This window comes from Streptomyces sp. NPDC001410 (assembly GCF_042895235.1).
GTDB lineage: Bacteria > Actinomycetota > Actinomycetes > Streptomycetales > Streptomycetaceae > Streptomyces.
On the sequence record NZ_JBIAWE010000002.1, the window covers coordinates 156,511 to 168,180 of the forward strand.

10 protein-coding genes, 1 tRNA gene, 1 pseudogene and 1 riboswitch are annotated in these 11,670 nt (G+C 69.9%); of the genes and pseudogenes, 6 read left to right on the top strand and 6 right to left on the bottom strand.

From position 1 onward, the window contains the following. Positions 1-25: 25 nt before the first annotated feature. Complete coding sequence (locus ACFY3C_RS04215; protein ID WP_386581745.1) at positions 26-826, bottom strand: ABC transporter permease; 801 nt, start codon at positions 824-826, stop codon at positions 26-28. Between the two features lie 1,338 nt (positions 827-2,164). Between ACFY3C_RS04215 and ACFY3C_RS04220 the strand changes: the two genes are divergently transcribed. Then, a complete protein-coding gene (locus ACFY3C_RS04220) occupies positions 2,165-4,720 on the top strand; it encodes a transglycosylase domain-containing protein (RefSeq protein WP_390769927.1) in 2,556 nt (851 codons plus the stop codon). Positions 4,721-4,726: 6 nt separating this feature from the next. Here ACFY3C_RS04220 and ACFY3C_RS04225 read toward each other — a convergent pair whose 3' ends face one another. The 3 genes from ACFY3C_RS04225 to ACFY3C_RS04235 form a co-directional block, all read right to left on the bottom strand. Then, positions 4,727-5,047 carry a multidrug efflux SMR transporter gene (locus tag ACFY3C_RS04225; RefSeq protein WP_336116338.1) on the bottom strand — a complete coding sequence of 107 codons (321 nt, stop codon included), beginning with the start codon at positions 5,045-5,047 and terminating at the stop codon, positions 4,727-4,729. A gap of 36 nt (positions 5,048-5,083) precedes the next feature. After that, positions 5,084-5,154: riboswitch (guanidine-III (ykkC-III) riboswitch) on the bottom strand. A gap of 76 nt (positions 5,155-5,230) precedes the next feature. Then, on the bottom strand, positions 5,231-5,533 hold the full coding sequence (locus ACFY3C_RS04230; protein ID WP_385165896.1) for a GroES family chaperonin: 303 nt from the start codon (positions 5,531-5,533) through the stop codon (positions 5,231-5,233). 116 nt (positions 5,534-5,649) lie between these two features. Further along, on the bottom strand, positions 5,650-5,979 hold the full coding sequence (locus ACFY3C_RS04235) for a DUF3618 domain-containing protein (RefSeq protein ID WP_386581746.1): 330 nt from the start codon (positions 5,977-5,979) through the stop codon (positions 5,650-5,652). A 92-nt stretch (positions 5,980-6,071) separates the two neighbouring features. On the opposite strand from ACFY3C_RS04235, the gene bcp reads away from it, so the two are divergent. The 4 genes and pseudogenes from bcp to ACFY3C_RS04255 all read left to right on the top strand — a co-directional run bounded on the left by bcp (position 6,072) and on the right by ACFY3C_RS04255 (position 8,105). Further along, on the top strand, positions 6,072-6,539 hold the full coding sequence (bcp, locus tag ACFY3C_RS04240) for a thioredoxin-dependent thiol peroxidase (RefSeq protein ID WP_386581747.1): 468 nt from the start codon (positions 6,072-6,074) through the stop codon (positions 6,537-6,539). A 144-nt stretch (positions 6,540-6,683) separates the two neighbouring features. Beyond that, positions 6,684-7,338, top strand: a pseudogene (locus tag ACFY3C_RS04245) (HNH endonuclease signature motif containing protein). Further along, a complete protein-coding gene (locus tag ACFY3C_RS04250) occupies positions 7,335-8,000 on the top strand; it encodes an HNH endonuclease signature motif containing protein (RefSeq protein ID WP_390769631.1) in 666 nt (221 codons plus the stop codon). Before ACFY3C_RS04245 ends, ACFY3C_RS04250 begins: the two are co-directional and overlap by 4 nt. Positions 8,001-8,020: 20 nt before the next feature. Then, positions 8,021-8,105 (top strand) — tRNA-Leu (locus ACFY3C_RS04255). A gap of 44 nt (positions 8,106-8,149) precedes the next feature. Here the strand turns inward: ACFY3C_RS04255 and rdgB are convergent. Next, entirely contained in the window at positions 8,150-8,752 is a 603-nt protein-coding gene (gene rdgB / locus ACFY3C_RS04260; RefSeq protein ID WP_390769632.1) for an RdgB/HAM1 family non-canonical purine NTP pyrophosphatase, read from the bottom strand. Between the two features lie 51 nt (positions 8,753-8,803). Further along, entirely contained in the window at positions 8,804-10,117 is a 1,314-nt protein-coding gene (locus tag ACFY3C_RS04265; RefSeq protein WP_390769633.1) for a DUF445 domain-containing protein, read from the bottom strand. A 211-nt stretch (positions 10,118-10,328) separates the two neighbouring features. Here ACFY3C_RS04265 and ACFY3C_RS04270 point away from each other — a divergent pair, with 211 nt between their 5' ends. Continuing rightward, entirely contained in the window at positions 10,329-11,663 is a 1,335-nt protein-coding gene (locus tag ACFY3C_RS04270; RefSeq protein WP_390769634.1) for an SGNH/GDSL hydrolase family protein, read from the top strand. Positions 11,664-11,670 lie beyond the last annotated feature (7 nt).

Here is an 11,670-nt window from a genome sequence, read left to right on the forward strand (position 1 = left end):
CAGCCCCTCAGCCAGGGCGTTGTACTCAGCCACCCTGCACCACCACCCGCCGCGCCGCCGCCGTCTGCACCAGCCGCCCGGCCGCCAGCAGCACCACCGCCCACGCCGCCTGGAAGACGAAGGCGGGCAGCGGGTCGGCCTCGCCCATCAGCACGTCCGCGGGCACCTGGAGCTGCGCCGCCCACGGCAGCACCCGTACGACCTCACCGAGCGTCCCCGGGAAGGCGTTCAGCGGCAGGACCATCCCCGAACAGAAGATGCCCGTGATCATCAGCGTCTGCAGCGCCCCCGTGCCGTCCAGCAGCCAGAACCCGCTCAGCGCCACCAGGTAGCGGATGCCGAAGCTGACGATCATCGCGAGCGCGACAGAAATCAGGAAGGCCAGCCACCTGCCCGGATCGTCCGGGAGCGCCGTCGGGAACACCAGCGCCCCGAAGGCGAACGGGATCACTCCACGCCCGAGCAGCTGGAACAGCGCGCGTCCCAAATCGTTCGCGAGCCACCACACTTGGAGATCCGCCGGCCGATACAGATCGATCGCGACCTCACCCGTACGGATGCGTTCCATGAACTCGGTCTCGAAGCCGCCCCCCTGAATCGACAAAGTCGCGTACAGTGCCTGCCCCAGCCACACGAAGGTGACCGCCTGCGCCTGGTCATAGCCTCCGAGGTGCGGTTTCTGGTCCCACAGCGCCAGGTAGGTGTAGACGAGAATCAGCCCGAAGACCGTGTTGGTGAACACCCCTGCCGCAGTGGCCGCCCGATACGTCGCGTACCGTCTGAATCCACCCGCCGCGACGGCCGCGTACAACCGTCCCGCGCCCACGCCAGTCGACCTCCCTGGACCGCTCGACACCGAAGCGCAGGAGCCTAGTCCGGAGGACCGGCGACCGGCCACGCATTTTCCGCCCCGGAAGCGTGCCGGAATCCGGGAACGGAACGCCAGGTGCGACAGTCTTCAAACCGGGGGCGCTAGTAAGGCGTACGAGGCGTACGGGAAACGTACGACGCGAAACAGGAGTCCGTGCACGAGATGAGCGACGAGCCGCAGCCGCAGCAGCACACCCAGGGTGGGGCCCCAGAAGAACCGCTGCCGGCTGAAGGGCCCGGAGAGCCGGGGTCCACTGCCCGGAGCCGCGAGGAGCGGACTCCGAAGACGCCCGCCGGCGAAACCGCCGCCGAGAAGGACGGGTCCGGGGACCGGAAGGGCCAGCACGGGGGCCGAGAGCAGGGCAGCTCGCAGCAGGACCGTCCGGGTTCGGCCGCCGGGTCGGCTCGGGGTGCCCAGGGACAGGCGGGTGCGGCGGACCGGACGTCCGGCGGTCAGTCGCTTCCGGGTGCCGGTGCCGACCAGGCCGCGCGGGCTCGTCGGGCGGCTCAGGCGAGCCGTGCGGGGAGGACGGAAGGCCGGGGCATCCAGGTGGGCACGGACGCCGAAGAGTCCCAGAAGTCCCAGAAGTTCGAGTCGTCCGTGGAGTCGCAGGGGTCTGAGAAGTCCCAGGCATCCGGGAACGCTCAGGGGCCCGAGAAGCCCCAGGGGTCTGCCGGGTTCCGTCCGTTCGACAAGGCCCCGGCGTCGTCCGACAGGCCTCAGGCGTCCGGCAAGGCCCAGGGTGCTGAGAAGCCCCGGGCAGCGGGGAGCGCCCAGGGGTCCGAGAAGCCCCAGGGCTCTGCCGAGTTCCGTCCGTTCGAGAAGTCCCAGGGCTCCCAGCCATCGGTGGGGTCCCGGCTCCCCGGGCAGTCGCAGGGCTCGGCGAAGTCCGACGAGTCCCAGAAGCAGGCCGACTCGGCCACGACGTCGCAGCGGGCCGGAGTGCCCCAGCAGTCCGGGCGGGCCCAGGCGGACGACAGGTCGCACGAGTCCGAGCAGCCCAACGCGGCGGAGAGCACCCAGGTCCTCCGGCGTATCAAGGCGCCCCGGGCTTCCCAGGAGGGGAACCAGGGAGCCGCCGCCTCCCAGGCCTCCGGCGAGGCTCCGGCACCCGCCGAGTCCACGCAGGTCCTCCGCCGGATCAAGGCTCCTGGCCAGGCCGAGTCGGCGCAGCCGAATCGGCCGAGCCAGTCCGCCCAGCCGGGCCAGCCGAACCGGCCGAACCGGCCCGGCAAGGGGAGCGCCGCCGCTCAGGCCGCCGCGGCCGGCGGTGCTGCGGCGAGCGCCGCCGCCATGGCCGCCGGGGCCTCTGCCTCCGCCGCCCCGAAGTCCCCGGCCGCCTCCGCGGCCGGTGCCGGTGCTGCAGCTGCGGGCGGCCCCGCTGCCGCCCACGGCGCCCGCGCCACCTCCACCTCCACCACCTCCACGACCCAGACCCCCGACGGGCCCCCCGCCCACCTCGCGGACAGCGGCGGTCCCGGCGGTCCCGACGGCCCTGGTGGCCCCGACGGCCCCGGCGGCGGCAAGGGCAAGAAGCCCAAGCGGCCCAAGCGGACCGGGTGGCGGCGGATCATCCCCACCTGGCGGATGGTGCTGAGCACGTTCGTGATCGGCGTCCTGCTGGTGATCGGCCTGTTCTTCCTCGGCTACTCGCTCGTGAAGATCCCGCCCGCCAACGCCCTCGCCACCAAGCAGAGCAACGTCTACCTCTACGCCGACGGCTCCCAGCTCGCCCGCGACGGCCAGATCAACCGCGAGAACGTCGACCTCGCCCAGGTCTCCAAGGCCGCCCAGCACGCCGTCCTGGCCGCCGAGGACCGCGACTTCTACACCGAGTCCGCCATCGACCCCAAGGCCATGCTCCGCGCCGGCTGGAACACCGCCACCGGCAAGGGCAAGCAGTCCGGCTCGACGATCACCCAGCAGTACGTGAAGAACTACTACCTGGCCCAGGAACAGACGGTCACCCGTAAGGCCAAGGAGTTCTTCATCTCGATCAAGCTGGACCGCAACAAGTCCAAGGCCGAGATCCTCGAGGGCTACCTCAACACGAGCTACTTCGGCCGCAACGCCTACGGCATCCAGGCCGCCGCCCAGGCCTACTACGGCGTGGACGCCGCCGACCTCGACCCGGCCCGCGCCGCCTACCTCGCCGCCCTCGTCAACGCACCGAGCGAGTACGACGTCGTAGCCCACCCCGAGAACAAGCCCGCCGCCCTCGCCCGCTGGAACTACGTCCTGGACGGCATGGTCACGAAGGGCTGGCTCAGCGAGACCAAGCGCGCCGGCATGAAGTTCCCCATGCCGAAGGAGCAGACCATCTCCACCGGTCTCTCCGGCCAGCGCGGCTACCTCGTCGAGGCGGTCAAGCACTACCTGACCACCAACAACATCATCGACCCCGACAAGCTGGCCCTCGGCGGCTACCGCATCACCACCACCATCCAGAAGGACAAGCAGGACGCCTTCGTCAAGGCCGTCGACGACCAGCTGATGTCCAAGCTGGACAAGAAGAACAACAAGGTCGACAACGCCGTCCGCGCCGGCGGCGCCTCCGTCGACCCCAAGACCGGCAAGGTCGTCGCCATGTACGGCGGCGTCGACTACGTGAAGCAGTACACCAACGGCGCCACCCGCGGTGACTTCCAGGTCGGTTCCACCTTCAAGCCGTTCGTGTTCACCTCGGCGGTCCAGAACGGCTCGACCACCCAGGCCGGCCAGACCATCACCCCGAACACCTACTACGACGGCACCAACAAGCGGACCGTCCAGGGCTGGAGCGGCGGCCCCTACGCCCCCGAGAACGAGGACTCCAAGTCCTACGGCAACATCACCGTCCGCAAGGCCACCGACCTGTCGGTGAACTCCGTGTACGCGCAGATGGCCGTCGACGTCGGCCCGTCCAAGGTCAAGCAGACCGCCGTGGCCCTCGGTGTCCCCGCCGACACCAAGGACCTCCAGCCCTACCCGTCCATCGCCCTCGGCACCGCCACCGCCAGCGTCCTGGACATGGCGGAGTCGTACGCGACCCTCGCCAACCACGGCAAGCACGGCACGTACACGATGATCGAGAAGATCACCAAGGCCGGCGCAGAGGAGATCAAGCTCCCCGACGAGCCCGTCAAGCAGGCCGTCAGCCGCGAGGCCGCCGACACCACCACCTCCATCCTGCAGAGCGTGGTCCAGTCCGGCACCGCCACCGCCGCCCAGGCCGCCGGCCGCCCCGCCGCCGGCAAGACCGGCACCGCCGAGGAGGACACCGCCGCCTGGTTCGCCGGCTACACCCCCGACCTCGCCACCGTCGTCTCCGTCATGGGCCAGGACCCGGTCACCGCGGCCCACAAGCCGCTGTACGGCGCGATGGGCCTGCCGCGCATCAACGGCGGCGGCGCGCCCACCCAGATCTGGGCCCAGTTCACCAAGGACGCCCTCAAGGGCAAGCCGGTCACCGACTTCGACCTCCAGCTGCAGCAGGGCGCCGAGGTCCAGGCACCCGGCACGCAGGCCCCGACCGACGCCCCGACCGACGGCGCCACCACCGACGGCGGCCAGGACACCGGCGGCGCCACCACCACCGGCGGCCAGGACAACGGCGGCCCGACGGGCACCCCGACCGACGGCACCACCACCGGCGGCGCCACCACCGGCGGCACCACCACCGGGGGCACGACGGACGGCGGTACGACCACCACCACCGGCGGCACCACCGGGGGCGACACGGCCGGCGGCACCACGGCCGGCGGCACGACCACCGGCGGAGACACCACCGGCGGTGGCACGACCACCGGCGGCGGCACCCCCGGCGGAGGCACAGGCACCACCGGCGGCGACGCCGGAGGCCTACCTTAGGAAGGGTCAGTGACCGCTGGTCGCCTTAAGCCCCACCACGGCGACCAGCAGCAGACAGACGAAGAAGATCCGGGCGGCGGTGACCGGCTCACCCAGCACCACCATGCCGAGCACCGCCGCCCCGGCCGCCCCGATCCCCACCCACACGCCGTAGGCGGTACCGATCGGCAGCGACCTGGCGGCGTACGACAGCAGCACCATGCTGGCGACGATCCCGGCACCGGTGAGCACACTGGGCACGACCCGCGTGAACCCGTCGGTGTACTTCATCCCGATCGACCAGCCGACCTCGAGCAGACCGGCCACGACAAGCAGCACCCAGGCCACGACACACACCTCCGAGACGAACGGACGACTCTCTGCGGTGCGTCGTCTTTGCCTGCATCCCGGTACGGCGCGTCTCGTCGGGCTCCTTCGAACATAGCAAGGGAACGACAAAGGGGCTGGTGACAACCGTCACCAGCCCCTCCTCACCTTCTCAGCTTCTGATCAGAGACAAAGAGATAAAGATCAGAGATAAAGACCCGTGGAGTCCTCGCCGCCCTCGAACCGGTCGGCGGCCACCGCGTGCAGATCACGCTCCCGCATGAGCACGTACGCCACGCCCCGCACCTCGACCTCGGCCCGGTCCTCCGGATCGAACAGAACCCGGTCACCCGGCTCCACGGTCCGTACGTTCTGCCCCACCGCGACGACCTCGGCCCAGGCCAGCCGCCGCCCGACCGCCGCGGTCGCGGGAATCAGGATGCCGCCGCCCGACCTCCGCTCGCCCTCACCGGCGTCCTGCCGCACGAGAACCCGGTCGTGCAGCATCCGGATGGGCAGCTTGTCGTGCTGAGGGTTGCTGTTTCTGTTGGCGCTCACGCCTCGAACCTACCTGCCTAGGACGGGCTCGTACGACCTCGGGCCACTACTCGTCTCCGCCCTGGTCAGCGCTTACGCCGCCGCGACCCCACCGCGAGCAGGCCCACGACCCCGACGACGACCAGCGCGACCGGCACGACCCGCTCCAGCCGCGGCGCGCCCTCCTCGTCCACGAACTGCGCCCGCACCTCACTGACCACCCGGTTGACCTGGACGTAGGCCCGCCCGACCGTGTGATCGATATTGGCGACGACCTTGGCCTTGGCGTCCGCGACGATCGTCTGCGGATGCACCCGCACCCCGATCTCGTCGAGCGTCTCGGCCAGCACTTCGCGACGGCGCCTGATGTCCGCCTCGATCTGCGCCGGGGTTCTGGTGTCCGACGTGTCCGCCACCGTACGGCCTCCGAAGTCTCCTGATGCTGTCCCGGACAGTCTGTCAGCTCCAGCCTCCACCGCGCCGCAACGCCCCCCGTTACGCTGGACCGATGAGCGAGCGACTCCAGCCCGGGGATGTGGCCCCCGCCTTCACCCTGCCCGACGCCGACGGCAACGAGGTGTCCCTGTCGGACCACAAGGGCCGCAAGGTCATCGTCTACTTCTACCCCGCGGCCCTGACTCCCGGCTGCACCAAGCAGGCCTGCGACTTCACGGACAACCTCCAGGTCCTGGCCTCCGCCGGCTACGACGTCATCGGCGTCTCCCCGGACAAGCCGGAGAAGCTGGCGAAGTTCCGCGAGAAGGAGTCCCTGAAGGTCACGCTGGTGGCCGACCCCGACAAGAAGGTCCTGGAGGCATACGGCGCCTTCGGCGAGAAGAAGCTCTACGGCAAGACCGTCGTCGGAGTCATCCGCTCCACGGTGATCGTCGACGAGGAGGGCAAGGTCGAACGAGCCCTCTACAACGTCAAGGCAACCGGCCACGTGGCCAAGATCATCAAGGATCTGGGTATCTGAGCCCCAGTCGGCATCTTTCAGCTGCTCGACGGCCCGCACCGAGGTGACTGGTGCGGGCCGTTCTGCATTCCGGGCGTGACTGTCCGATAAACGGTTCGTTACTCCGTACGGGCCGCGAATGCGCGCTCGGAACGGAGGGGATCGATGGGGGTCAGTGCGTACACCAGGGAGCGGCTGGAGGAGGCGGCTCGGGGGGGCGCGGACGTTGTCGGAGGCGCTGGAGAGGTTGGGGGTGGATCCGAAGAGTTCGACGCGGCGGTACGTGCTCGGGCGGATGAGGAAGCTGGGGGTGGATGTCTCGCATTTCGAGCGGGAGGGAGTCAAGTGGACGAGGGAGGTCCTTGAGTGCGCGGTCGCGGCATCGACCAACATGTGCGAGGTACTGCGCCACCTCGGGCTGGAGGTCGTCGGCGGCCACCACACCCACATCAGTCGCCGGATCAAGGTGTACGGGATTGACACCTCGCATTTCCGGGTGCCGACACAGCGGGGGAAGCCTTGGCGCGCCCGAACGCCGGAGACCTTGCTCGTCGAGCAGCCGGTCGCCCACGCCCGGCGCATTCCTAGTGACCGGCTCAAGTGGGCGATGACAGCCGTAGGTGTTCCGGAGCGATGCGCTCTGTGTGGCACCGAAGCGGTCTGGCTGGGAGAACCGTTACCGCTTGAGGTCGACCACAGGGACGGGAACTGGCAGAACAATCGGATCGAGAACCTTCGCTTGCTCTGCCCCAACTGCCACTCCACGACGGATAGTTACCGCGGTCGCGGCAAGGGGCGTGCCGAGGGTCGCCTCTCATGAACGGTGGCGCGCAGTACACCCGCGAGCGACTGACCGAAGCTGCCGCCCATTGCTCCGACATCGACGAGGTCATCGCCTTCTTCGGCACACGCCCCTATGGCTACCTCCGGGGATACCTTGCCCAGCGATTCGCTCACTTCGACATCGATGTCTCGCACTTTCGGCCCTGCGGTCGGAAGCCGCGGCCCACACCTGATGAGTTGCGAACGGCAGTCGCCGAGTCGATGTCCATCGCAGAGGTGCTACGCCGCTTGGACAGACCCGTTAACAGCGGGCAGCGCGTGATGCTGAGCAAGTGGATCGCCGAAGAGCAGCTCACAACCGAACACTTTCTGGGGCAGGCGCATCAGCGGGGCAAGCGTGGTGCCAATGCCAAGCGTTCTGAAGAGGTGCTGATCCGGCACGACAGCGAGCGCCGGACAAAGACCTCACAGTTGCGTCGTGCACTTCGCGAGATTGGTGTGCCCGAGGAATGCGCCAAGTGCGGTGTCGGCCCCGAGTGGCTCGGTAAGCCCATGACCCTGGAGGTCGATCACATCAACGGGGACTGGAGCGACGATCGACGCGAGAACTTACGGTTGCTTTGTCCGAACTGTCATGCGACCACCAGCACCTGGTGCAGAGGTGGGCGTGGACGTTCCTCGCAAGTAAGCACCACCTGACCGGTAGCATGGCGGCGTACGCGGCCGTGGCGAAATAGGCAGCACGCGCGGGCCTTAGAAGCCCGTGGGCGAAAGCCCGTGTGGGTTCGAATCCCACCGGCCGCACGCACACCGAGGGGCCGTCCGTCTGGACGGCCCCTCGGCGCGTCTCAGCCCAGCAACTCCCGCACAACCGGCACCAACGCCCGAAACGCCTTCCCCCGATGGCTGATCGCGTTCTTCTCCTCCGGGCTCAGCTCGGCGCAAGTCCGCGTCTCGCCCTCCGGCTGCAGGATCGGGTCGTAGCCGAAGCCGTTCGTGCCGGACGGAGCATGCCGCAGCACACCCCGCAGCTGTCCCTCGACCACCCGCTCCCTCCCGTCCGGCAACGCCAGCGCTGCCGCGCAAGCGAAGTGTGCCCCGCGGTGCTCCTCCGTGATGTCGGCCAGCTGGGCCAGCAGCAGCTCCAGGTTGGCGCGATCGTCCCCATGTCGTCCCGCCCAGCGGGCGGAGAAGATGCCAGGGGCGCCGTTCAGGACGTCGACGCAGAGGCCGGAGTCGTCGGCGACGGCGGGCAGGCCGGTGGCCTGGGCCAGGGCGTGTGCCTTCAGCAAGGCGTTCTCCGCGAACGTCACGCCGGTTTCCTTGACGTCGGGGATGTCGGGGTAGGCGTCGGCGCCTACCAGTTCGTGCTGCAAGCCTGCTTCGGCGAGGATGGCCCTCAGCTCGGTGATCTTTCCGGCGTTGCGGGTGGCGAGGATCAGGCGGGTCATGGGGTCAGTATTCCTGGGCGGTCGGGGTGAGTCGGGGAGAGGGGGCGGGGGTCAGGCTCCGACCCCCCGTGAGATCACGTAGATCAGCAGACCCGCGAGCGAGCCGACCACCGTGCCGTTGATCCGGATGAACTGCAGGTCGCGGCCGATGTGGGCCTCGATCTTGCGGGTGGTGTGCTCGGCGTCCCAGCCGGCCACGGTGTCGGTGATCAGGGAGGTGATCTCCTTGCGGTAGGTCGTGACGATGTGCACGGCCACGCCCTCGACCCAGCTGTCGACCTTCTCCTGCACCTTCGGTTCGGCGGCCATCCGGGAGCCCAGGGAGAGCAGGGCGGCCCGTACCCGCAGCCGCAGCTCGCTGCGTTCGTCCTCGGCCGCGGCGACGATCATGGAGCGTACGGCCGTCCAGGCGGAGGCGATCAGGTCCTGCACCTCGCCGCGGCCCAGCACCTCGCCCTTGAGTCGTTCGACCCGCGCGCGGGTGTCGGTGTCGGACTGGAGGTCGGAGGCGAAGTCGGTGAGGAAGCGGTCGAGGGCGCCGCGTGCGGGGTGGGAGGGCATGTCGCGCATCTCGGTGACGAAGCGCAGCAGCTCCTTGTAGACGCGTTCGCCGACCTTCCGGTCCACGAACCGCGGGGTCCAGCCGGGTGCGCCGCCCTCCACGGCGACCATCACGTCGTCCCGGTGGATGACCAGCCAGTCGTGGGCGCGGGCGACCACGAGGTCGACCACCCGTTTGTGGCCGCCGTCGGCGACGATCTTCTCCAGCATTTTGCCGATGCCGGGTGCGATCTCCTGGGCGTCGGCGCGCCGGGTGATCGCCTCTGCGACGACCGCCTGTACGTCGGAGTCGCGCAGCACGGTCAGGGCGCCTCTGAGGGCGGTGGCCAGTTCCGCGGTGACCCGGTCGGCGTGGTCGGGTTCGGCGAGCCAGGCGCCGAGCCGGCTGCCGATGCCGACGGCGCGCAGCCGCTGTCGTACGACGTCCTGGGAGAGGAAGTTCTCGCCGACGAACTCGCCGAGCGAGACGCCGAGCTGGTCCTTCTTGGTCGGGATGATCGCGGTGTGCGGGATGGGCAGCCCGAGGGGGTGCCGGAAGAGGGCGGTGACCGCGAACCAGTCGGCCAGGGCGCCGACCATGCCGGCCTCGGCGGCGGCGGCCACATAGCCCGCCCAGGGGCCGGCGCCTTCGTGCGAGGCCCAGGTGGCCAGCACGTAGACGACCGCCACGAACAGCAGCAGGCCGGCCGCCGTCAGCTTCATGCGCCGTACCCCGCGCCGGCGCTCCTCGTCGGCCGGGGTGAAGGCGGTCATGGTCCGGTACGACGTGGTCCGGCTCGGTGTTTCCGTCTCCGTATGTTCCATCAGCTCCACCCGTTCAGCTCCACCCGTCCGGTGATCCCGCACACAATTGTCCCTTCCTGACCGACTCCCGGAACGGAACAGGAGTTCCCGGCGTCTGTCCGGAGGGGGGTTTTGGGCAGGGCCCTGTCAGCTCTCCCGGGTCCATGAGCGATCATGGGCTCTTCAGACCGGAGCCTCGGGCTCCCATTGTCCGGGGGAGAACAACAGAACCGTGGCCAAGCGTCGTGGTTATGCAGTGTTGAGTGCGCTTGTCGCGCTCGTCGTGGCCGTGTGCGCCGTCATCTACGTCACCGTGGCGGCCGACGACGGCACCCCTCGCGGCACCTTCGCCGGCGGCCGCCCGCACCACGACTCGTCCGTCGCTCCCGCCTCGACCGGCACCTGGGTCGGCGCCTGGTCCACGGCGCCCGCGGGCGGCGAGCCGGGCACGGAGACGGCGGGCCTGGCCGGCCGCTCGGTGCGGAACGTGGTGCACGCGAGCACCGGAGGGACGAGCGCCCGGATCACGCTGTCGAACCTGTACGGCCAGTCCCCGTTGACCATCACGCACGCCTCCCTCGCCCTCTCGGCGGGTGACGGCACCGCCGCGGCCGACGCGGAAACGATGCGGCGCCTCACCTTCAACGGCAGCGTCGGCGTCGTCATACCGGCCGGCGGCCAGGTGCTCAGCGACGCGGTGCGCCTGACCATCCCGCACGGCACGGACGTCCTGGTCACCACGTACTCACCCACCCCGTCCGGCCCGGTGACGTACCACCCGCACGCGCGGCAGCTGTCGTACGTCGCCCAGGGCGACCGCACCGAGGACGCGACCGGCACCCCGTACACCGAACAGACCCCGTACTGGCGCTATCTGACGGCCCTCGACGTCCTGAGCAACGAGGCCACCGGCACGGTCGTCGTGTTCGGCGACTCCATCACCGACGGCATAACCTCCACCGTCGGCGCCAACCACCGCTGGACCGACGTCCTCTCCGGCCGCCTGCGCACGGCCGTCGAGAGCGGCGAGGCGCTGCCCCGCTACGGCATCGTCAACGAGGGCATCAGCGGCAACCAGGTCCTCGCCGACGGCCTCGGCCGGCCCGCCGAGAACCAGAGCGGCCTGGGCCGCTTCGGCCGGGACGCGCTGTCCCGGACCAACGTCAAGGTCGTCGTCATCGACCTCGGCATCAACGACATCCTGCGCAACCCGAAGCTCGCCGATCCGGACCGGATCGCCGACGGCCTGCGCACCCTGGTCCGCCAGGCCCACGCCCGCGGCCTGAAGGTCGTCGGCGCCACGCTCATGCCGTTCGAGGGCCACCGCGGCTGGACCCCGGCCCGGGAGGCGGTGCGCCAGCAGGTCAACGCGCAGATCCGGGCGGGCCGGGTGTACGACGCCGTCGTCGACTTCGACAAGTCCCTCAGGGACCCCTACGACCCGCGCCGCCTGCGCCCCGAGTACGACTCCGGGGACCATCTGCACCCCAGCGACCTGGGCTTCGGCAAGATGGGCGAGGTCTTCGACCTGAACGCGCTCAAGGGCGCGGGGCAGACGGAGCTGTAGGGGCCGG